This window comes from Pseudomonas morbosilactucae (assembly GCF_023241665.1).
Classification (GTDB): domain Bacteria; phylum Pseudomonadota; class Gammaproteobacteria; order Pseudomonadales; family Pseudomonadaceae; genus Aquipseudomonas; species Aquipseudomonas morbosilactucae.
Window position 1 is genome coordinate 81,761 of the sequence record NZ_JALQCX010000019.1, and the last position, 22,717, is coordinate 104,477.

Below are 22,717 nucleotides of genomic sequence, written 5' to 3' on the forward strand. Positions count from 1 at the left end.
AATAACTAGAGCACCCATCATCATTTTCCTGATCAGGCTCTGAAAAGGAGTTTTTGCATGTACAACCAGCAACTGCCATCGGATGGCCAAGGCGTGCAATCCACGCCCTCCTTGAACAACGGTTCCAGCGTCTTCGGCAAGACTGCCGAGCGCGCCAGCAACGAACGGATCAAGCATTTGCTCAAGAGCTTCGGCCTGCGCACCAGCCTGATCCGCCTGAAAGTCATCGACGCCCTGCTCACGGCCGAACAAGGCGAACGCTCCCTGGGAGTACGCGGCATCCACAGCCAATTGCTGGAACTGGATATCCCGCTGTCGTTCCTGAGCGTGCGCGAAGTCTTGAAGCGCCTGTGCAGCGAGGGCGTGATCACCCTCAACTCCGACAAGAGCTACAGCCTGCATCAACAGGCCGCAGCCGTACTCGACGGCCGCGCCTGAGGCCGCCGAGGGTCAGCTCAGGGCTTGACCTTGCGGCGCATCACGCCATTGATCACCACCACGACCACCGCCACGCCGATGGCGATGTACTGGAAGAGCTGTTCGCTGATGACGCCGTGGTTCTGCAAGTAAGAAAGGCCAAGCATGATCCCCAGCACCAGCAGGGAGATCAGAATCGAGTATTTCAAGCGTTGTGACTGGGTCATTACGGGGTTCCTGGACCTGAAATTGTATCCGCTTTGTATCAAGAACGATGCCAAGCACTTACCGAGATTCGGGGATGAGCCGGGGCAAACGGGGTCACATGGTACAGGCGCGAACGACTTTTCGCTGCATCGCGACCTGCAGTAACCCCCGAGTCTTTGAGGATTGAGAAATGTTCCGTCGAATCACACTGCTGATTCCCGTATTGGTCATGCTGTCCCTGTCCGGCTGCATTATTTTTCCCCACGGTGGCGGGCACGGCGGCCATCGTTACTATGACGGCGGCGGCCCGGGCTATTACAACGGCGGTGGCCCAGGTTATTACAACGGTGGCGGCCGGGGTGACTACCGGCGCTGAGTGAGCGCCCGCCTGGGGCCCTCTCCTTCCTTCATGACCAGGCTAATCGGCACCACGCTTACCACGCCCGCACCTTGCGGGCGTTTTGCTGTGGGCGATAAACATATCCTCGGGCCTTAGCCCAATGGTCGCTGCATCGGCGTGTCCGCCCGGGCAAACAGTTCCACCAGCCAATCGATGAACACCCGCACCCGGGTCGACAGGTGCCGGTGCGGCGGATACAAGGCGCTCAGCGCCAGAGGCGGTGCCTGCACCCGCTCCAGCACCTCGCACAGCAGGCCGTCACGCAGCGCCCGGGCGACGTGGTAATAAGGCGCCTGCACCAGCCCATAACCCGCCTCGCTGGCGGCCAGGTAGGCATCCGCGCTGTTGACCGCCAAGCCCTTGGGCAGCGGCATCTCGCACACCTCGCCGTCCACCATGAATTCCAGCCCGTAGCGCTTGCCGGTGACGCTGGAGAAGAACTCCACGATCTGATGCCCGGCCAACTCGTCCAGGTGCTGCGGCGTGCCGTGGCGCGCCAGGTAGGCCGGGCTGGCACAGGTCACCTGCTGCATCAGCGCCAGGGGCCGGGCGACCAATGAATCATCCAGGGGCGGGCCGGCCCGCAGCACACAATCCACCCCTTCGCGAATCAGCTCCACAGGCCGATCGTTCAAACCGATTTCCAGCTCGATCAGCGGGTAGCGGGCAGAAAACGCCGGCAGTGCCGGAATCACCAGCAACCGGCCGATGCCCGCCGGCATGTCCACGCGCAAGGTGCCACGGGGGTTGTGCCGGGCCACGGAAAACGCCGCTTCGGTTTCTTCCAGGTCCGCCAGCAGGCGCACGCAGCGCTGGTAATAAGCGTCGCCGTCCAGAGTCAGGCTCACTTGGCGGGTGGTGCGCAGCAAGAGTTGCACCCCCAGGTGCGCCTCCAGTTGCTTGATCAGGATGCTCACCGAAGCACGGGGCATTTGCAGGCTGTCGGCGGCCCGGGCAAAGCCGCCCAGCTCGACGATCCGGGTGAACACGCGCATGGCGTTGAAGCGGTCCATAACGGCTGGCCTTGGGATTATTTAGAAATGACGAACAGTGATACTGCTTTTAGCCGGTTTATCTTGTTTTTGTCGAGTAGAACAATGGGCTCACCTTAACCCCCCGGAGTTCACACAATGCACACCCGCACACTCGGCAAGAACGGCCCCCGCGTTTCCGCCATCGGCCTTGGCTGCATGGGCATGAGCGATTTCTACACCACCGGCGGCGACACCCGGGAAGCCACCGCGACCCTGCACCGGGCCCTGGAACTGGGCATCAACCTGCTGGACACCGCCGACATGTACGGCCCCCACAGCAACGAAGAACTGATCGGCCAGGCGATTCGCGGCAAGCGCGACCAAGTGTTCCTGGCCAGCAAGTTCGGCATTGTCCGCGACACCACTGATGTCGCGGCCCGGGGCGTCAACGGCCGCCCGGAATACGTGCGCGCCTCCATCGATGGCACCCTGCTCCGCCTGGGCGTAGAAACCCTGGACCTCTACTACCAGCACCGCATCGACCCGGAGGTGGCCATCGAGGAGACCGTCGGCGCCATGGCCGAACTGGTGCAGGCCGGCAAGGTGCGCTACCTGGGCCTCAGCGAAGCCTCGGCGGCCACCCTGGAACGGGCCCACCGGGTGCACCCCATCAGCGCCTTGCAAAGTGAATATTCGCTGTGGAGCCGCGATCAGGAAGACAACGGCTGCCTGGCCACCTGCCGCCGTCTGGGCATCGCCTTTGTGCCCTACAGCCCACTGGGGCGCGGCTTCCTGACCGGCGCCCTGCAACGCCCGGAGGACTTTGCCGACGATGATTACCGGCGTTTCAGCCCGCGCTTCCAGGGCGAAAACTTCCACAAGAACCTGTTGCTGGTGCAGCAGGTGCAAAAGCTGGCGGCCGACAAAGGCATCACCGCCGGGCAACTGGCCCTGGCCTGGGTGCTGGCCCAGGGTGAGCACCTGATTCCGATCCCCGGCACCAAGCAACGCAAATACCTGGAAGAAAACGTCGCCGCCCTGGACGTCAGCCTCAGCCCTGATGAGCTGCGCAGCCTGGAGCAGATTTTTACCCCGCAGACCACCGCCGGCCAGCGTTACCCCAAGGAAGTGATGGCCCTGCTGGACATCTGAGCCAACCCTTGCGGGCGCCGATACGCTGCGCCCGCAAGGACTAAGCCCTTGAGCACTTTCTTGCACGATCGTACTAAAGTCGCCTGCCGCCACGCCGACAACCTGTTGCAGCCCTGACAAGGCTCCGCGCCTCGAACAATAAAAACGCTCGGTAAGGACAGGTCCCATGCCCGCATTTCGCTCCATTCAAGCCCGCTACACCCTCTTTCTGGTCCTGTTCGTGCTCTTGATGCTGGTGCTGACGGTGGTCGGCATCAGCCAATTGGTCGCCCCCAAGCTGCGTCACACCGAAGAACAGGTGGCCCTCAACCGCATCGCCGAAGTGGCGCAACGGATCCAGGGCGAGCTGAACAAGGTCCAGGCCCAGCAGCGCAGCATCACCCAGACCATTGCGCTGCTCGACAGCGACAGCATCGACCGGGTGCTGCCCGGCCTGGTGGACCAGTACGGCGAGCTGAAAGTCTTCGGTGGCGGCATCTGGCCCCTGCCCGACCAACGCACCCCGGGGCGCAACAAGCACAGCACCTTCTGGCACCGCGACGCCGCCGGCAAGCTGGTGGTCAACACCTTCTGGAACAGCGACGCGGCGCCCAACTATTACGACCAGTCCTGGTACAAGGGCGGCCTGCAAAGCCCTCGCGGCCAATGCGCTTGGGCTGCCGCCTATAAAGACGACGCCAGCGCCGAGCCACGCACCAACTGCGCCATGGCCATCAGCCGCGACGGCGCGCCCTACGGCGTGGCCACCATCGACGTGACCCTGGGCTTCTTCAACGAACTGGTGGCCCGCCAGGAAAAAGACCTGCAAGCCGAGATGCTGATCGTCGAGGCGGACGGCAAGATCATCAGCAACAGCTCGCGGATCAACGGCCCGGTGGTGTTGAAAAACATCAGCGAACTGGCCGCCGGCTCGCCCTTTGTCGCCCAGATCAAGGCCGCCCTGGAGCGCCGTGACAGCGGCCACCAGCGCGTCGAGTTCGATAACGCCGGAGTGGCCAGCACCTTCTTCATGCGGCCCATCGAGGGCTCGCCCTGGTTCCTCGCCACCGCCCTGCCGACCCAGTTGATCACCGCCCAGCGCGACGATGTGCTGAGCACCCTGAGCCTGTTGCAGATCCCGATGATCGTGCTGCTGGTGCTGCTGCAGGTCTATGCGATCCGCCAACTGGTACAGCGCATGAAGGCGCTGAAAGGCAACATCGATGCCCTGGCCACCGGCGACGCCGACCTGACCCGGCGCATCACCATCCGCGCCGAGGACGAACTGGGGGCCATCGGCCACTCGGTCAACCACTTCATCGTCTACCTGCAAAACATGATCGGTGAAGTGACCCAGGCCACCGAGGCCATGGCCGGCAGCCTGGAGCAGTTGCAACAGACCTCGCAGCAGAGCCAGCAGATCCTGGTGCGCCACGCCTCGGAAACCGATCAGACCGTCACCGCCATCACCCAGATGAGCGCCACCGCCGACAGCGTGGCGGCCAATGCGGCGCAGACCGCGGCCTTTACCCAACGCGCCAACGAACACGCCGAGCGTTCGCGGGTGGTGGTGGGCGAGGCGTCCGGCAGCGTGGTGGCCCTGATCGATGAAGTGGCCAGCGCCACCCACAAGGTCGAGGCCATGCAGCAAGACGCCCAGCGCATCACGGAAATCCTCGGGGTGATCGGCGCCATCGCCGGGCAGACCAACCTGCTGGCCCTCAACGCCGCCATTGAAGCCGCGCGGGCCGGGGAACAAGGCCGCGGGTTTGCCGTGGTAGCGGACGAAGTCAGGGCCCTGGCCGCCCGCACCCAGGCCAGCACCTCGGAAATCAACGAGATGCTCAACCGCCTGACCCTGGGCGTCAGTTCTTCAGTCAGCGCCATGGAAAACACCCAGGCCAGCTGCCAGTCGGCGGCGGATGCCACAGCACGGGTCAACAGCGGCCTTGATGAAATGGCCGGTTCGGTGAGCCAGATCAACAGCCTGAGCACCCAAATCGCCACGGCCGCCGAGCAACAGAGCGCGGTGACCGAGGAAATCAACCGCAGCATGGTCAACATCCGGCAGATGGTCGACGCCCTGGTGCAGACCGGCCAGGCCAGCCAGGACAACACCCAGAGCCTGCTCCAGGCCAACAACCGGGTCAGTACGCTAATGCGTCGCTTCAAGGTCCGCTGAACGGTCAGCTCCACGCCCGCCGCCCTGCGGGAGTGGAGCTATATTGCATGCTCCGGTCACAAGGAGGTGCATCATGGGCCAACGCCAACCGCATCTGATGGACGAGCGCATCGTCAATGAGCTGTACATCGGCGCCAGCATCGATACGGTCTACTACTACGTGACCCAGCCGGATCGCTGGCACGAATGGCACCCCTCCTCGTTGCGCGCCGACACCGGCCACGGCGGCTCCCTGCCCGCCGGCCACCGCTTCAGCGAGGTCATCGACCTGCTGGGCCTGCAGATCGACCTGAGCTACCGCGTGCTGGTGGCGGTGTTTCCCAAAGAGTTCAAGACCCTGTTCAGCTCCGCACCGGTGGACGGCTCGATCCACTACCAATTGCGCCGTGAAGGCGACGGCACCTTGTTCCGCCGCACCCTGCACTATTACACCGACCTCAACCTGGGCGGCCTGCGCCCGCGCATGGTGCTGCTGTCCGAACGCGCCCTGAGCAACCTCAAGCAACGCCTGGAACACCCCGATAGCTGACAAAACTGTCATCCGGCCCTCAGCCAACTGACAGCCAGGGCAAATTAACCTTGGGCAGGCAGCAGCATCACTTTGCAATACACAGGGCCTGACGCGGCGGAAAAAACAGGCAAAATACCCCGCGCCCGGCCCCAGCGCTGGCCCCAGGTCGACTGGTCTGCGCCATTGTTGTGCATCATCGAACCCCCACCACGAGAGCCACCCTGATGAAACCCGCACTGCGTCTGGCAGCCTTGTCTGCCCTGTTCCTCAGCTCCCTGGTCCAGGCCGCCGAGTTGATCCCCATCGACGTCCACCGTGACGCCAACTGCGGCTGCTGCAAGCAGTGGGTCAAACACCTGGAGGCCAACGGTTTCCAGGTCAACGACCACGTCGAAAGCAACATGAGTGCGGTCAAGCAGCGCCTGGGCGTGGCACCGCGCCTGGCCTCGTGCCACACCGCCGTGATCAACGGCAAATTCGTCGAGGGCCATGTGCCCGCCGACCAGGTGCTGGCCCTGAGCAAGCGCGATGACCTGCTGGGCGTGGCCGCACCGGGCATGCCCATGGGCTCGCCGGGCATGGAGATGGACGGCATGGGCGCCGACGCCTACCAAGTCATCGGCCTGACCCGCGACGGCCAGGACGTGGTGGTCGCGGACTACCCGGCCCGTTGATCTTCGGCGCTTACTTCGGCCTGTTCCTGGCGGCCTTCGGCGCCGCCACCCTGCTGCCGCTGCAATCGGAAGCGGTGCTGGTGGGCCTGCTGCTCAATGGCAGCTACCTGCCGTGGCTCCTGCTGCTGGTGGCGACCCTGGGCAATGTGCTGGGCTCGCTGGTCAACTGGTGGCTGGGCCAGCGCCTGGAACACTTCAAGGACCGGCGCTGGTTCCCGGTCAGCCCCCGGCACCTAGACACCGCCCGCCGGCATTACCAGCGCTACGGCCACTGGTCGTTGCTGCTCAGCTGGCTGCCAATCATTGGCGACCCCCTGACCCTGGTGGCGGGTGTGATGGGCGAACCGCTGAAACGCTTCCTGCTGATCGTCACCCTGGCCAAGGGTGCCCGCTACGCCGTGCTGGCCTGGATGACCCTGGGCTGGTTGGGCTGAACCGCCACTCGCCCTTGCGGCGCCTGGGCGCCCTGTCGCAGTATTCGCCGGCAACCCGCAGCGGCGCTGCGCAGCGCCCTGCCGCCCCAGACAACGCCCGCCAAACCAGGAGCCTCCATGAGTGTGCAGATTGCAGTAATCGATGATTGGCAGCAGGTGGCCGAGGACGTGGTGGACTGGTCAGCGCTGCAGAGCATTGGCCAGGTCAGCTTCCTGCATGACTACCCCGCCGACACCGCGACCCTGATCCAGCGCCTGCAGGCCTTTGAAGTCATCTGCCTGATGCGCGAACGCACCCCCTTCGACGCCGCCCTGCTGCGCGGCCTGCCGCGCCTCAAGCTGCTGCTCACCGGCGGCATGCGCAACGCCGCCATCGACCTGGCAACCGCCGCCGAGCTGGGGATCCAGGTGCGCGGCACCGACAGCTACAAGCACGCCGCACCGGAGCTGACCTGGGCGCTGCTGATGGCCCTGACCCGCAACCTGCTGCACGAGGCCAACGCCCTGCGCAACGGCGGCTGGCAGCAAGGCCTGGGCGGCGACCTGCATGGCAAGACCCTGGGCATCCTCGGCCTGGGCAACATCGGCAAGCGTGTGGCGCAGTTTGGCCAGGTGTTCGGCATGCCGGTCATCGCCTGGAGTGAACACCTCACGCCCGAGCGCGCCGCCGAGGCCGGGGTGACTTATGTCAGCAAGCAGCAGCTGTTCCAGCAGGCCGACGTGCTCTCGGTGCACCTGGTGCTCAGTGAGCGCAGCCGCGGCCTGGTGGACGCCCAGGCCCTGGGCTGGATGAAGCCCGAGGCGCTGCTGGTGAACACCGCCCGTGGGCCGATCGTCGATGAGGCGGCGCTGATCGATGCCCTGCAAAATGGTCGCCTGGGCGGCGCGGCCCTCGACGTGTTCGCCGAGGAACCGCTGCCCGCCGACCACCCCTTCCGGCGCCTGCCCAATGTGCTGGCCACACCCCATGTCGGCTATGTCAGCCGGCAGAACTATCAGCAGTTCTACGGCCAGATGATCGAAGACCTGCAAGCCTGGGCCGCCGGGCAAGCGTTGCGCCTGCTCAACTGACCCCTGACGTTCGCCGCCCGTAACGCCAGTGTTGATGATAGGGCGGCGGCGAAAAAAGCCTGCACCATGTTTGAGCGCAGGCTTTTTCCCTCTGCACCCAGACCTTGCGTGCCCTCACCGTTTTCGCGCTACCGACTGCACAGCCTCGCCCCTGAGCGGTGCAGGCTTGACCTTTCGTCGGATGGATTTCCACCGTCACCGGTCTCCCTCAAATGAATTGCCCCATCTCGCCTGCCCCGCTCTAACTTCTGTCCTAGACTGATTTTCGCGAAGTGACCCACCAGTCACTTTTTCACAAAAAAAAGTCGAAACTTTCGGCGCACGCGTCAGGTCAGGTTAAAGGGAGGGTCGCCACGACTGGTGCAATCCTTGCAACACCCCTTTCAGCCTTTCTGCCTCGCCGCATCGGGCGCGCTTGCCCCCGTTGCGTTGCGCGTTTGCGCCGGCCGAAGGAATTGGCCATGACACCGCTGGTGCGATGCCAGGAACAGATCAATAAGACGGGAGAGACCTATGATCAGTGCCGTATTGGAAACTCAGGGAGAGCATTCGCAGCCGCAGACCGGTGAATCGGCCCTCAAGTCGACCCCCGTGCCCGGTGGCAAAATGGCACTACCGGTCGCTCGGCAGAACCCCAATCGCAAGCGGGTACTGTTCGTGACCTCGGAAATCGCTGACCTGGTGAAAACCGGCGGCCTGGGCGACGTCTCCGCGGCCCTGCCTCGCGCCATGGCGCAACTGCACGATGTCAGGGTGCTGATCCCCGGCTACCGTCAGGTGCTCAACAGCGAGAACCCAATCCACATCATCGGCGAGCTGGGCGGCCACGCCGCCTTGCCCGCCTGCAAGATCGGGCGCATGGACATGCCCGACGGCCTGGTCATTTATGTGCTGATCTGCCCCGAACTCTATGAGCGCGATGGCTCGCCCTACGGCGCCAACAACGGTCGCGACTGGCCCGACAACCACATCCGTTTTGCCCGCCTGGGGCTCGCCGCCGCCGACATCGCGGCGAACCTGGCCCAGATCCACTGGTGCCCGGATCTGGTGCACGCCCATGACTGGCCCGCCGGCCTGGCCCCGGCTTATATGCACTGGCGTGGGCAGCGCACACCGACCCTGTTCACCATCCACAACCTGGCCTATCAGGGCGTGGTCAGCCTGGCCTCCTGCCCCGAGCTGGGGATTCCCGAGCATGCCCTGCAACAGGAAGGCATGGAGTTCTACGGCAAGTTGTCATTCCTCAAGGCCGGCATGGCCTACGCCAGCCACATCACCACCGTGAGCGCCACCTACGCTCAGGAAATCACCACCCCGGCGTTTGGCTGCGGGCTGGACGGCTTCCTCGCCAGCAAAACCCAGCAGGGCCTGCTCAGCGGCATCCCCAATGGCATCGATGAAAGCTGGGACGCGGCCACCGACCCGCACCTGTCCACGCCCTTCGCCATCGGCGACTGGGAAGGCAAGGCCGCCAACGCCCGCCACGTCCGGGAAATGTTCGGCCTCGACCCATCCACCGGCCCGCTGTTCGCCGTGGTCTCGCGCCTGGTCTACCAGAAGGGCCTGGACCTCACCGAAGCCGTGTCTGAATTCATCGTCAACGCCGGCGGCCAGATCGCCATTATCGGCCGCGGCGAGCCGGAAGAAGAACAGTCCATGCGCATCCTCGCCCAGCGCTTCCCGGGGCGCATCGGGGTGAACATCGGTTTCAATGAAACCGACGCCCGGCAGATGTTCGCCGGCAGCGACTTTTTACTCATGCCCTCGCGCTACGAGCCTTGCGGCCTGAGCCAGATGTACGCCCAACGCTTCGGCTCGCTGCCGGTGGCCCGCAACACGGGCGGCCTGGCCGACACCATCGAGGACGGCGTCACCGGCTTCCTCTTCGACGAGTCCACCGTGGCCAGCTACGAAGCGGCCCTGAGCCGAGCCTTCAAAGTGTTCGCCTACCCGGCCCTGCTCAACGCCATGCGCTGCCGGGCCATGGCCGCGCCGTTCAACTGGTGCAAGGCGGTGGAACCCTACGCAGAGCTCTACGAACAATTGGTGGCGAAGTCCCTGGGGAAATCGGCAAAACAGTAAGGGGCTATTTAAGGGGCAATAGATGCCGACAAGGACTCCATCAGGTTTTTCCCATGGCGCGGTCTTGCTCGACGCGCAGCACACCCGCTTCACCCTGTGGGCGCCCAGTGCCCGGCACGTCAGCCTGGAACTGGGCGAAGGGCAGTCACTGCCCATGCACCCCCAGGGTCAGGGCTGGTTCATGATCCAGGCACCCTGCGGCGCCGGCACGGCCTACCGTTTCAAGATCGACGGCGACCTCGAAGTCCCCGACCCCGCGTCCCGGGCCCAAGCCAGCGACGTGCACTCACCCAGCGTGGTGGTGGACCCCGGCGCCTATGCCTGGCAACACCCAGGCTGGGCCGGCCGCCCCTGGCACAGCGCGGTGATCTACGAGCTGCACGTGGGCGTGCTGGGGGGGTATGCCGCCGTGGCCAAGGAGCTGCCGCGCCTGGTGGAACTGGGGGTCACGGCCATCGAACTGATGCCCCTGGCGGAATTCCCCGGCAGCCGCAATTGGGGCTACGACGGTGTGCTGCCCTATGCTCCGGAAGCCTCCTACGGCTCCCCCGACGACCTCAAGCAACTGATCGACACCGCCCACGGCCTGGGCCTGTGTGTGGTGCTGGACGTGGTCTACAACCACTTCGGCCCCGACGGCAACTACCTGCACGCTTACGCGCCGAGCTTCTTTCGCGAGGACCTGCACACGCCCTGGGGCGCCGCCATCGACTTTCGCCAGCGTGCGGTGCGCGACTTCTTTATCGACAACGCCCTGATGTGGCTCCAGGACTACCGCTTCGACGGCCTGCGCCTGGATGCTGTGCACGCCATCGACGACCCGGACTTCCTCGAAGAGCTGGCCCAGCGGGTCCGCCAGCAGATCCCAGCGCAGCGCCACGTGTGGCTCAACCTGGAAAACGAGCTGAACCAGGCCAGCCTGTTGCAGCGCGGCTTCGACGCGCAGTGGAACGATGACGGGCACAACGCCCTGCACGTGCTGCTCACCGGCGAGAGCGAAGCCTATTACGCCGACTTTTCCGAAGACACCAGCGATAAGCTGGCCCGCTGCCTGAGCCAGGGCTTCGTCTACCAGGGCCACCCCAACCGCCACGGCGTCGCCCGGGGTGAACCCAGCGGCCACCTGCCGCCCACGGCGTTCGTGCTGTTCCTGCAAAACCATGACCAGATCGGCAACCGCGCCTTTGGCGAGCGCCTCAACCAGCTGGCGCCGCCCCAGGCCCTGCGTGCGGCAACCGCACTGCTGTTGTTGTCGCCGATGATCCCCTTGCTGTTCATGGGCGACGAAGACGGCGCGGTGGAACCCTTTCTGTTTTTCACCAGCCACCACGGCGAGTTGGCCGAAGCCGTGCGTGAAGGTCGACGCAACGAGTTCGCCGCCTTCGATGCCTTTGCCGACCCGGAGCAACGCGGGCGCATTCCCGACCCCAACGCCCTGGCCACCTTCCAAGCCTCGCGCCCCCGGGCCAGCGAAGACCCCACTGGCGCCACCCGCGCCCTGTACCGCAACCTGCTGGCGATACGTCGGCAGGTCCTGGTGCCGCGCCTGCCCGGTGCCCGTTCCCTGGGCGCCGAGGTCCTGGCCGAAGGCGCGGTCAGCGCCCGCTGGTGCCTGGGGGACGGCAGCCTGCTGCGCATTGACCTCAACCTCAGCGCCCACAAGGTGGCGCTGGACGCACCCGACGATGGCGAACTTTTATTTGAAACCCCGGCGCAAGCCGCGGCTCTGATGCAACAGGGCAGTCTCCCCGCCTACAGCGCAGTGGTCCGCCTCAGCGCGGCCACCCCCACCCCTGAAGGAGAGCGCCCATGAGCGATGCACAACTGGAAATCCTCGCCAGCCGCGCCGGCCTGGCCGTGGACTGGATCGACGCCAACGGCCGCCCGCAAAAGGTCGAGCCACGGGTCCTGCGGGCCGTGCTGGCCGGCCTCGGCCACCCTGCCGAAAGCGCCCAGGACATCGAGACCAGCCTGCTGCAATTGCAACTGGTGCAACAGACCAAGGAGCTGCCGCCCCTGCTCACCGTGGACGTCGGCCAGGGCCTGGACCTGGCGCGCTACTTCGAGCCGCTGTCGCCCTGCGAAATCCACCTGGAAGACGGCGCCATCCTCAACCTCAAGCTGGACGCCGAAGGCGTACTGCCCGGGTTGATCCCCGTGGGTTACCAGGCCGTGAGCATCGCCGACCAACACTTCACCCTGGCCGTGGCCCCGGAGCGCTGCTTCAGCGTCGCCGACGCCGTGGACCAGTGCACCGCCCGGGCCTGGGGCCTGAGCGTGCAACTCTATGCCCTGCGCCGCGCCGGCGACGGCGGCTTCGGCGACACCCTGGCCTTGGAAGAACTGGCGCGGCGGGCCGGCGAACGAGGTGCCGATGCCCTGGCCATCAGCCCCTTGCACGCCATGTTCAGCAGCGACACCCAGCGCTACAGCCCCTACTCGCCCTCCAGCCGGCTGTTTCTCAACAGCCTGTACGCCGCCCCCGGGGCCATTCTCGGTGAGCGCGCCTGGCGCAGTGCAATCGATGCCGCAGGCCTCGGTGCCCGGCTCAATGAGCTGGAGCAGCAACCCCTGATCGACTGGCCCGAAGCGGCCCAGGCCAAGCAGCAGGTGCTGCGGGCGCTCTATGAAGGGTTCTGCCACGGCGCCCATCCGCTGCACGAGGACTTCGCCAGCTTTCGCCATGCCGGCGGCGAGGCCCTGGAAAACCACTGCCGCTTCGAAGCCATCCAGGCCGAACGCGCGGCCCGCGGCGAATCCCTCGACTGGCGCCACTGGCCCGAGGCCTGGCGCACCCCACGCAGCCCGGCCCTGGCCCGTTTTGCCGAAGAGCATGCCGGCGAGATCGGTTACTACGCCTTCTGCCAATGGCTGATCGACCGCAGCCTGCAACGGGCGCAAAACGCCGCCCGCAGCAGCGGCATGGGCATCGGTCTGATCGCCGACCTGGCGGTGGGCGCCGACGGCGGCGGCAGCCAGGCCTGGAGTCGCCAGGACGAACTGTTGGCAGAGCTGACCGTGGGCGCGCCGCCCGACATTCTCAATCGCCAGGGCCAGGGCTGGGGCATCTCCGCGTTCTCCCCCGAGGGCCTGATACGCAACGGTTTCCATGCCTTTATCGAAATGCTCCGGGCCAACTTCGCCCACGCCGGCGGCTTGCGCATCGACCATGTGATGGGCCTGCAACGGCTGTGGGTGATTCCCCTGGACGCGCCGCCCTGTGACGGCGCCTACCTGTATTACCCGGTGGACGACCTGTTGCGCCTGCTGACGCTGGAGTCCCATCGGCACCAGGCCATTGTCCTCGGCGAAGACCTGGGCACGGTGCCCGACGGCCTGCGGGAAAAGCTCAGCGCCCGAGCCATGCTCGGCATGCGTGTGCTGCTGTTCGAACAGGACCACGGCACCCGCTTCCGGCCCATCCTCGACTGGCCGGACAACGCCCTGGCCACCACCAGCACCCACGACCTGCCGACCCTCAATGGTTGGTGGCACGGCCGTGACATCGAGTGGAACCAGCGCCTGGGCCTGGTGGACGAACCCGGCGCCGCCCAGTGGCGCGAACACCGCCAGCGCGAACGCGACGGCCTGCGCCAGGCGCTGGACCAGGACCCGCAGAACTTCAGCACCCAGGCCACTGAAACCGACCAGGTGCTGGACGCCAGCGTGCGTTTCCTCGGCCACACCCGGGCGCCCTTGGTGCTGCTGCCCCTGGAAGACGCCCTTGGCGTGGATGAACAGCCCAACCTGCCCGGCACCATCGACAGCCACCCCAATTGGCGGCGGCGCCTGGCCCGGCCCAGCAGCGAGTTGCTGGACGACGAAGACGCGGCACGACGCCTGGAATTGCTGGCCTGTGCCCGGCAACAGGCCTTTGAGCGTGACCGATGAACGCGCCGATCGAGACGGCCTTGCGCGCCACCCTGCGCCTGCAATTCCACAAGGGCTTCAGCCTGGATGATGCGGTGCCGCTGGTGGGTTATTTCGCCCGCCTGGGCATCAGCCATGTGTACGCCTCGCCCCTGCTTTGCGCCCGGGCCGGTTCCATGCACGGCTACGACGTGGTGGACCCGACCCGGGTCAATCCGGAGCTGGGCGGTGAAGCTGCGCTCAAGCGTCTGGTGGCGGCCCTGCGTGCCCACGGCATGGGCCTGATACTGGACATCGTGTCCAACCACATGGCCGTGGGCGGTGCCGACAACCCCTGGTGGCTGGACCTGCTGCGCTGGGGCCGGCTAAGCCCCTACGGCGAATTCTTCGATATCCAGTGGCACTCCCCCGACCCGTTGATGGAAGGCCAACTGTTGCTGCCGTTCCTCGGCAGCGACTACGGCGTGGCCCTGCAAGACGGCACCCTGACGCTGCACCTGGACGCCGAACACGGCGCCTTCCACGTCGAGCATTACGAGCATCACTTCCCCATCTGCCCCGGTGACTACGGCGAGTTGCTCCGGCCCGACGATGCCCTCGACGGCCCGGCAGCCACGGAGCTCAAGGCCCTGGCCGACGCCTTCAGCGCCCTGCGCTACCAGAACGACGCCCATGCCCAGGCCGTGCCCCTGGCCGAGGCCTTGGCGCGCCTGGTGGCTGAACCGGGAATCCGCGCGGCCATCGAGCGCAACCTGGCGTTCTACGACTCGCGCCAGGAGGCTGGTTTTGCCCGCCTGCACGCCTTGCTGGAACAACAGAGCTACCGCCTGGCCAGTTGGCGCACCGCCGCCGATGACATCAACTGGCGGCGCTTCTTCGACGTCAACGAACTGGGCGGGCTGCGGGTCGAGCGCCCGGCGGTGTTCGAAGCCACCCACGGCAAGATCTTCGAACTGATCGACGCCGGGCTGGTGGACGGCCTGCGCATCGACCACATCGACGGCCTGGCCGACCCTCGGGGCTACTGCCGCAAACTGCGACGCCGGGTGGACGCCCTGGCACCCGGGCGGCACCTGCCGATCTTCGTCGAGAAAATCCTCGGCCAGGGCGAAACCCTGCACCGCGACTGGTGCGTGGACGGCAGCACCGGCTACGAATTCATGAACCAGCTGTCTTTGCTGCAACACGACCCCGAGGGCCTGGCGCCCTTGGCCGAGCTCTGGCATGAACACAGTGGGCGCCCCGCCGAGTTCGCTGAAGAGGCTCGGCTGGCCCGCCAGCAGATCCTCAACGGTTCCCTGGCCGGCGACTTCGAAAGCGTGGCCCAGGCCCTGTTGCAAGTGGCACGCCTGGACGTGATGAGCCGCGACCTGACCCTGGGTGCCATCCGCCGCGCCTTGCAGGAGCTGATCGTGCACTTCCCGGTGTATCGCACCTACCTCAGTGCCTGCGGACGCCCGGCCAGCGATGAGGTGTTTTTCCAACAGGCCCTGGACGGCGCCCGGGGTACCCTGGGCGAGGCCGACTGGCCGGTGCTAGATTACCTGGCGCGCTGGCTTGGCGGCCAAGGCTGGCGCCAACGCCCTCGCGGCCGGGAACGCAAACTGCTCAAACATGCCTGCGTGCGCTTCCAGCAACTGACCTCGCCCGCCGCCGCCAAGGCCGTGGAAGACACCGCGTTCTACCGTTCGGCAGTGCTGCTGTCGCGCAATGACGTGGGCTTTTCCACCGAGCAGTTCAGCGCCCCGCCCGCGGACTTTCATGCCGTGTGCCTGCGGCGCCAGGAAGCCTTCCCCGACAACTTGCTGACCACGGCCACCCACGACCACAAGCGTGGCGAAGACAGCCGCGCGCGCCTGGCGGTGCTCAGCGAACGCGCCGCCTGGTACGCCGAACAGGTCGCCCACTGGCGCCAGTTGGCCCAGCCCCTGCGCCACGACCCCGAAGCCCCCAGCGCTGCCGACGAGTTGATTCTGTACCAGGCGCTGCTCGGCAGTTGGCCCCTGGAGCTGGACGCCGACGACGCCGACGGCTTGGCCGAGTACGCCCGCCGCCTCTGGCAATGGCAGGAAAAGGCCCTGCGCGAAGCCAAGCTGCAAAGCAGTTGGGCCGCCCCCAATGACAGCGTCGAACGGGGCGTAAAGGCGTTCATCGAGGCCCTGTTGCTGACGCCCGAAGGTTTGCCTCTGCGCAGCGCCCTGTGCGCCGCCGTCAATGCCATCGCCCCGGCCGGCGCCCTGAACAGCCTGGCGCAATCCTTGCTGCGCATGAGCGTGCCGGGGGTGCCGGACCTGTACCAGGGCAATGAGTTCTGGGACTTCAGCCTGGTGGACCCGGACAACCGTCGAGCGGTGGATTTCCAGGCCCGGCAACAGGCCTTGGGCACCGCCGAAAACCCGCAGGAGTGGCTAGAGCATTGGCGCGACGGGCGAGTCAAACAGCAACTGATCGCTCAGGTGCTGGCCCGTCGGGCCGAGTACCCGGCGCTGTTTGGCCGGGGTGTTTATCAGCCGGTGCAGGTCATCGGCAAGCAAGCGCATCGGGTGCTCGCCTTTGTGCGCGAACACCAGGGCCAGCGGGCCTTGGTGATCGTTCCCAGGCTGGCGACGCCCCTGCTGAAAGAGCGTGCAATACCCTGGGTTTGCGCGCCGGATTGGGGCGATACGCGGGTGGTTTTACCGTTCACCGCCTCGCAACAAAACCTGAAGGGACTTTTTTCCACCCAGGCAGTCACAGACACCAAGGAGCTGCTGATCAGTGCTGCGCTGGAGGACTTTCCGGTCAACCTCTTCATCCTCACTTGAGTTCAGTTCAGGAGCATTGCGATGAGTACCGACGACAAACGTATCCGCGAGTTCGCCTATCAGATCTGGGAATCAGAAGGTAAGCCTGAAGGCCATGAAGCTCGACATTGGGAAATGGCCCGCAAGCTGGCCGAGGCCGAAGCCCTGGCGCCGAGCAAGCCGGCCAAGGCGGCGAAAACCAAGCCGCCCGCCAAGCCCAAGGCCAAGCCGTCCGCGGCCGCTGCGCTGGTGGTGCCACCGGGCGAGAAAGCCGCCCCCGTGAAAAAACCGCGAGCGCCGCGTAAGCCGCCGGCCAACTGACGACCCGCGGCCTCCCCCTTCGATTGACACTGTGGCGTGCCTGAACGCCACAAGGAGCCTGTGCGCCCGAGATTTTTTTTGCCGCCCTAATCGACCATTGCAGGAGCACCTATGACCACGCCAAAAAAAGCCACCGCTGAGTTCGAGGCGTCACGCATTCGTGAGGGCCTGCCGTTCCCCCTCGGCGCCACCTGGGACGGCCTGGGGGTCAACTTCGCGTTGTTCTCGGCCAATGCCACAAAAGTCGAACTGTGCCTGTTCGATGCCAGCGGCGAGGTCGAGCTGGAGCGCATCGAGCTGCCGGAATACACCGACGAGATCTACCACGGCTACCTGCCCGATGCGCACCCGGGGCTGATCTATGGCTACCGCGTGTACGGGCCCTACGACCCGGCCAACGGCCATCGTTTCAACCACCACAAGTTGCTGATCGACCCCTACGCCAAACAGTTGGTGGGCGAACTGAAATGGTCCGAGGCACTGTTCGGCTACACCATCGGTCACCCCGATGCCGACCTGAGTTTCGATGAGCGCGACAGCGCGCCGTTCGTGCCCAAGAGCAAGGTCATCGACCCCGCCCACACCTGGGGTAACGACCAACGCGTCAGCGTGCCCTGGGACAAGACCATCATCTACGAAACCCACCTGCGCGGCTTCACCATGGCCCACCCGAGCGTGCCGGAGGCGGTGCGCGGCACCTGCGCCGGGCTGATGGTGGACGACGTGCTGGAGCACATACGCAAGCTCGGCGTGTCTTCGGTGGAGCTGCTGCCGATCCATGCGTTCGTCAACGACCAGCACCTGCTGCAAAAAGGCATGACCAACTACTGGGGCTACAACAGCATCGCCTTCTTCGCCCCGGACCCGCGCTACCTGGCCAGCGGCAAGATCGCCGAGTTCAAGGAGATGGTCGCCCACCTGCACGAGGCCAACCTGGAGGTGATCCTCGACGTGGTCTACAACCACACCGCCGAGGGCAACGAGCAAGGGCCGACACTGTCCATGCGCGGCATCGACAACGCCTCCTACTACCGGCTGATGCCCGACGACAAGCGCTTCTACATCAACGATTCCGGCACCGGCAACACCCTCGACCTGAGCCACCCCTGCGTGCTGCAAATGGTCACCGACTCCCTGCGCTACTGGGCCACGGAAATGCACGTGGATGGCTTCCGTTTCGACCTGGCGACCATCCTCGGGCGCTACCACGACGGTTTCGACGAGCGCCACAGCTTCCTCGTGGCCTGCCGCCAGGACCCGGTGCTGCGCCAGGTGAAACTGATCGCCGAGCCCTGGGACTGTGGCCCCGGCGGCTACCAGGTGGGGCGTTTCCCGCCGGGCTGGGTGGAGTGGAACGACAAGTTCCGCGACACCGCGCGGGCCTTCTGGAAAGGCGATGACGGGCAACTGGCCGACTTTGCCGGGCGCATGACCGCCTCGGGCGAAATGTTCAACGAGCGCGGGCGCCGCCCTTACGCCTCGGTGAACTTCATCACCGCCCACGACGGTTTTACCCTGCACGACCTGGTGTCCTACAACGACAAGCACAACGAAGCCAACGACGAGAACAACCAGGACGGCAGCAACAACAACCTGTCCTGGAACCATGGCGTCGAAGGCCCCACCGACGACCCGGAAATCCGCGCCCTGCGCCTGCGCCAGATGCGCAATTTCTTCGCCACCCTGCTGCTGGCCCAGGGCACGCCGATGCTGGTGGCCGGCGACGAGTTCGCCCGCACCCAGCACGGCAACAACAACGCCTATTGCCAGGACAGCGACATCGGCTGGGTCAACTGGAACCTGGACGCCGACGGCAAGGCCCTGCTCAAGTTCGTCAAGCGCCTGATCAAATTGCGCCAGGCCTACCCGATCCTGCGGCGCGGGCGCTTCCTGGTGGGCAATTACAACGAAGACATCGGGGTCAAGGACGTCACCTGGCTGGCGCCGGATGGCGTGGAGATGACCACCGACCACTGGCAGGACGCCCACGGCCGCTGCCTGGGCATGCTGTTGGACGGCCGTGCCCAGGAAACCGGCATCCGTCGCCCGGGGGCCGACGCCACGGTGCTGCTGGTGGTCAATGCCCACCACGACATCGTCAACTTCCGCCTGCCGGAAGTACCCGAGGGTGAGTTCTGGACCTGCATGATCGACACCAACCAACCGGCGGTGCGAGGCCAGGAGCGCTTCGAGTTCGGCCATGAATACTCGGTCACCGGTCGCTCGCTGCTGTTCTTTGAATTGCAGCGCGAAGAGGAAGACTGACCCGCTCAGGCAGCGATGAAGGCCGGTTTGCCGACGCGGGAGCCCGCGCGGCACACCGGCTTTGATCGATGCAGGCAGGATGATGGCGCCTATGGGTTTTGCCAACTACCCTCAAGATCCATTATCAACACCGGAAAAAAAGCCACGGCCGGCCTGTCTGGCCCGTCGCGGCTGTGTATGATTGGCCCCCGGTAAATCGGCAATCCAAGGTATGGAGCGCCTTCCACGCAGGCTGCCTCACGGGCGTGCGGGTAAACCCAGGATGCAGCACGGCCCCCGAGACTTGAGGCCATCGCCGCAGACCGACTGGCAACAGGGATGTGACACTCGATGAAACCCATACGCGTTGTAGATAGCCCCTGGCCCAGCCAGATCTGGAACAGTGCTCGTGCCTTGCCCGGCCTGGCCACGGTGAACATCGCCACCCTGGTGCCCGCGGGCTCCCGGGCCGTGATGATTGCCGCCCACCCCGGCGACGAAGTCGTGGCCAGCGGCGGCCTGCTGCAAGTCCTGGCCCACCACGGCTACCCCCTGCAATTGATCTCCATTACCGACGGCAGCGCCAGCCACCCCGGCTCGGCCTTGTGGTCGCAACGCCGGCTGAGTGTCTTCCGCCCCCAGGAAAGCGCCGAAGCCCTGCGCCGCCTGGGCCTGCCCCTGCACAGCCTGAAGTGGATTCGCGGCGGGTTCAGTGACCGCTTCCTGGCCGAGCGCGAACAACAGATCAGCCACTTCATCAGCCGCTACCTGCGCCCCGACGATGTGGTGTTCAGCACCTGGAGCAAGGACGACAACGCCGACCACCAGGCCGTGGGCCGCGCCAGTGCCCACGCCGCCGCCCAGGTCGGGGCGCAGTTCCATGAACTGCCGGTGTGGGCCTGGCACTGGCCGCAGCGCGATGAGCAACACATTCCCTGGCACCGCGCGCGCAAACTGCGCCTGGACACCTGGACCGTGGCTCGCAAGCGCCACGCCACCCATGCCTACGCCAGCCAGTTGCAAGGCGACCCGCAGATTGGCCTGCAGGCGCCGCTGTCGCCGGTGCTGCTGGAACGCCTGCGCAGCCCCTACGAAATCATCCTGATGTAAAAAACCGGAACCGACGGCCCCGGCGGCAGGTCGCATCTGGTAACCGGTTTGATCCCGGCCCCAGACAGGCCCGGCCACAGAGGAGCGAACGTGAGCAGCGATTCCCCCACCGCGACGACGCAAGAGGTGGGCAACATCCACCGACTGCGGATTCTGACGGTCAACACCCACAAGGGCTTCACCGCCCTGAACCGACGTTTCATCCTGCCCGAACTGCGCGAAGCGGTACGCAGCACGGCGGCCGACTTGGTGTTTCTCCAGGAAGTGCTGGGCGAGCATGACCGCCATGCCTCGCGCTTCGACAATTGGCCGCAGCAATCCCAGTACGAATTCCTCGCCGACAGCATGTGGAGCGACTTCGCCTACGGCCGCAACGCGGTGTACCCCGACGGCCATCACGGCAACGCCCTGCTGTCCAAATACCCGATCCGCCAGTACCGCAACCTCGACGTTTCCATCACCGGCCCCGAACGCCGTGGGCTGCTGCATTGCGTGCTGGAAGTGCCCGGGCACGCCGAAGTGCACGCCATCTGTGTGCACCTGAGCCTGCTGGAAAGCCATCGCCAATTGCAGTTGGAGTTGCTGTGCCAGTTGCTCGAATCCTTGCCTGAGGACGCGCCGGTGATCATCGCCGGGGACTTCAACGACTGGCAGTTGCACGGCAATGCCACCCTCGCCCGCCGCGACTACCTGCACGAAGCCTTCGAGCGGCACACCGGGCGCCCGGCAAAAACCTACCCGGCGCGCTGGCCGCTGCTGCGCCTGGACCGGGTCTACCTGCGCAACGCCAGCAGCCATGAACCACGGATCCTTGGCAACAAGCCTTGGACGCACCTGTCGGACCACCTGCCACTGGCCGTGGAAGTGCATTTGTAGGGCGGTTTTCGGCGCGCTGGAAAGGTTGCGTAGCAGGCTATATAAAAACCTTTCCAGCCCCTCTGGCGGTCGATGTTGCGCACAAACAATCACTTAGATAAACCCGTGATTTCAGCGACTTGAACGCCCTGAAATAAGCCTGCCTTTGGTCGGTACTTTTCTTGACGCTGCCCCTTCGCTCTCCTTAGCTACAGATTACTACCCCCGGTATTACGACCTGGGGCGAGGCCGCAAACCCCTGCTTTAAAGCGGGTCGAGCGGCCTCGCCTCATTAAATTCGGCTGCCTCTCAATCGGCGGTAGGAGTGGCGCAGACGAGATAAAGCATGCGATTGCAAGGTAGACCCCCATGAATACCTCCCTCACCTCACACGAGATTCAACTGACCCTCTGCAGCCTGTCCGCATCGGTACTGCTGTGTTCTTCCCTTGAGGTCCTGGCGGCCCCCGCCACGGACGCCGACAACGCCTGGTATCGCCAGGAGCCGAGCCTGAGCAGCCTGCAGTTTGCCCAGACGCCCCTCGACACCGTACTGCCCGACCCCACCCGCGAGCCCAGCCCTTCCGCCCTGCAAGCCTCACGCCTGGCTGACCCAGTGCTGGAAGTCGGCTACCTGGGATCACGCCTTCCCGGCAGCAGCAACGAGTTGCGCCAGGGCCCCGTGCTTTACAGCATCCAGCACAGCGGCGGCGCCACCCAGCGCATCGGCCTGATCGGCGGACGCAACGTGGTCCAGGCCCAGGGCGCCGCCGTACCGGGCGGCTTCAACGACCCTCGCACACTCAGCGTCGACAATCTGCAGGGCAACGGCCTCGGCGCCTTCTGGAGCCTGAGCGGCGCCCAGGGCTGGCACCTGGACCTGTCGGCCAGCGGTGCCCGGGTCAGCGGCTTGAGTCGTGATCAGCAGGGGCAGCGGCAAATCAGCGAAGGCAGCGCCGTGACCTTGTCGGTGCAAGGCGGGATCGCCATTGGCCTGGGGGACAACTGGGTGATCGAACCCCAGGCACAATTGATCAACCAGCGCATCAGCCTCGACACCGCCCATGTCGGCGCCGACTCCGGCAGCGACCTGAGCAGTTGGAGCGGCCGGGTCGGCGCACGCTTGCAAGGCCGCTACGACATCAGCGGCCTGCCGGTGGAACCCTATGTGCGCACCAACCTCTGGCACACCGTCTACAGCGGCGACACCATCAGCCTGGATCAGGTGGACAAGATCAGCAGCAGCCGCAACGCCTCCACCGTGGAAGTGGGCCTGGGCCTGGTGGCACGGGTAACCCCGGCGGTGAGCCTGTACGTCAGCGCCGACTACAGCAGCGACGTGGACGACAACGACCTCAACGGCCTGATCGGCAGCCTGGGCATCCGCATGCGTTGGTAAGCGCCGCGCCGCGACGGTCGGTGAAGCCGTCGCTGGTGGGCGTTGGTGGTGCG

At 65.5% G+C, this 22,717-nt stretch carries 19 protein-coding genes; 17 read left to right on the forward strand and 2 right to left on the reverse strand.

Translation table 11 applies throughout. The features are described from left to right. Positions 1–57 precede the first annotated feature (57 nt). The gene (locus M1B35_RS12320; RefSeq protein ID WP_123332633.1) at positions 58–438 is read left to right on the forward strand and encodes a fe2+ zn2+ uptake regulation protein; all 381 of its coding nucleotides are present in this window, start codon (positions 58–60) and stop codon (positions 436–438) included. Between the two features lie 17 nt (positions 439–455). On the opposite strand, the gene M1B35_RS12325 is transcribed toward M1B35_RS12320, so the two are convergent. Then, positions 456–644, reverse strand: a complete 189-nt coding sequence (locus M1B35_RS12325) for a hypothetical protein (protein ID WP_123332631.1) — start codon at positions 642–644, stop codon at positions 456–458. A 170-nt stretch (positions 645–814) separates the two neighbouring features. On the opposite strand from M1B35_RS12325, the gene M1B35_RS12330 reads away from it, so the two are divergent. Beyond that, the gene (locus M1B35_RS12330) at positions 815–1,000 is read left to right on the forward strand and encodes a hypothetical protein (RefSeq protein WP_123332629.1); all 186 of its coding nucleotides are present in this window, start codon (positions 815–817) and stop codon (positions 998–1,000) included. 116 nt (positions 1,001–1,116) lie between these two features. Here the strand turns inward: M1B35_RS12330 and M1B35_RS12335 are convergent, their stop codons facing one another. After that, on the reverse strand, positions 1,117–2,037 hold the full coding sequence (locus M1B35_RS12335) for a LysR family transcriptional regulator (RefSeq protein WP_268262031.1): 921 nt from the start codon (positions 2,035–2,037) through the stop codon (positions 1,117–1,119). A gap of 117 nt (positions 2,038–2,154) precedes the next feature. Here M1B35_RS12335 and M1B35_RS12340 point away from each other — a divergent pair, with 117 nt between their 5' ends. From M1B35_RS12340 to M1B35_RS12410, 15 genes are all read left to right on the forward strand, one after another. Beyond that, positions 2,155–3,150 carry an aldo/keto reductase gene (locus M1B35_RS12340; protein WP_268262032.1) on the forward strand — a complete coding sequence of 332 codons (996 nt, stop codon included), beginning with the start codon at positions 2,155–2,157 and terminating at the stop codon, positions 3,148–3,150. A 166-nt stretch (positions 3,151–3,316) separates the two neighbouring features. Continuing rightward, positions 3,317–5,311, forward strand: coding sequence for a methyl-accepting chemotaxis protein (locus M1B35_RS12345; RefSeq protein WP_268262033.1), 1,995 nt, complete (start codon positions 3,317–3,319; stop codon positions 5,309–5,311). Positions 5,312–5,384: 73 nt separating this feature from the next. Further along, positions 5,385–5,840, forward strand: coding sequence for an SRPBCC family protein (locus tag M1B35_RS12350; protein WP_268262034.1), 456 nt, complete (start codon positions 5,385–5,387; stop codon positions 5,838–5,840). Positions 5,841–6,046: 206 nt separating this feature from the next. Next, positions 6,047–6,496 carry a DUF411 domain-containing protein gene (locus M1B35_RS12355; RefSeq protein ID WP_123332618.1) on the forward strand — a complete coding sequence of 150 codons (450 nt, stop codon included), beginning with the start codon at positions 6,047–6,049 and terminating at the stop codon, positions 6,494–6,496. Further along, a complete protein-coding gene (locus M1B35_RS12360; protein WP_123332617.1) occupies positions 6,493–6,930 on the forward strand; it encodes a YqaA family protein in 438 nt (145 codons plus the stop codon). The genes M1B35_RS12355 and M1B35_RS12360 overlap by 4 nt, the downstream gene beginning before the upstream one ends. A gap of 117 nt (positions 6,931–7,047) precedes the next feature. Beyond that, positions 7,048–8,001 carry a D-2-hydroxyacid dehydrogenase family protein gene (locus M1B35_RS12365; protein WP_123332615.1) on the forward strand — a complete coding sequence of 318 codons (954 nt, stop codon included), beginning with the start codon at positions 7,048–7,050 and terminating at the stop codon, positions 7,999–8,001. 513 nt (positions 8,002–8,514) lie between these two features. Further along, on the forward strand, positions 8,515–10,083 hold the full coding sequence (gene glgA / locus M1B35_RS12370; protein WP_123332613.1) for a glycogen synthase GlgA: 1,569 nt from the start codon (positions 8,515–8,517) through the stop codon (positions 10,081–10,083). Positions 10,084–10,105: 22 nt separating this feature from the next. Beyond that, positions 10,106–11,896, forward strand: a complete 1,791-nt coding sequence (treZ, locus tag M1B35_RS12375) for a malto-oligosyltrehalose trehalohydrolase (RefSeq protein WP_123332611.1) — start codon at positions 10,106–10,108, stop codon at positions 11,894–11,896. Continuing rightward, entirely contained in the window at positions 11,893–13,974 is a 2,082-nt protein-coding gene (malQ, locus tag M1B35_RS12380; RefSeq protein ID WP_268262035.1) for a 4-alpha-glucanotransferase, read from the forward strand. Before treZ ends, malQ begins: the two co-directional genes overlap by 4 nt. Next, positions 13,971–16,757, forward strand: coding sequence for a malto-oligosyltrehalose synthase (locus tag M1B35_RS12385; RefSeq protein ID WP_268262036.1), 2,787 nt, complete (start codon positions 13,971–13,973; stop codon positions 16,755–16,757). Before malQ ends, M1B35_RS12385 begins: the two co-directional genes overlap by 4 nt. Positions 16,758–16,778: 21 nt before the next feature. Then, positions 16,779–17,057, forward strand: a complete 279-nt coding sequence (locus tag M1B35_RS12390; protein WP_123332605.1) for a DUF2934 domain-containing protein — start codon at positions 16,779–16,781, stop codon at positions 17,055–17,057. Positions 17,058–17,168: 111 nt separating this feature from the next. Next, positions 17,169–19,322: a glycogen debranching protein GlgX gene (gene glgX, locus M1B35_RS12395; protein WP_268262037.1), complete on the forward strand. Its 2,154-nt coding sequence runs from the start codon at positions 17,169–17,171 to the stop codon at positions 19,320–19,322. Positions 19,323–19,652: 330 nt separating this feature from the next. Further along, the gene (locus M1B35_RS12400) at positions 19,653–20,411 is read left to right on the forward strand and encodes a PIG-L deacetylase family protein (RefSeq protein WP_123332601.1); all 759 of its coding nucleotides are present in this window, start codon (positions 19,653–19,655) and stop codon (positions 20,409–20,411) included. A 90-nt stretch (positions 20,412–20,501) separates the two neighbouring features. Beyond that, positions 20,502–21,287, forward strand: coding sequence for an endonuclease/exonuclease/phosphatase family protein (locus M1B35_RS12405; RefSeq protein WP_123332599.1), 786 nt, complete (start codon positions 20,502–20,504; stop codon positions 21,285–21,287). 348 nt (positions 21,288–21,635) lie between these two features. Then, entirely contained in the window at positions 21,636–22,664 is a 1,029-nt protein-coding gene (locus tag M1B35_RS12410; RefSeq protein WP_268262038.1) for an autotransporter domain-containing protein, read from the forward strand. The last annotated feature ends 53 nt before the right edge of the window (positions 22,665–22,717 follow it).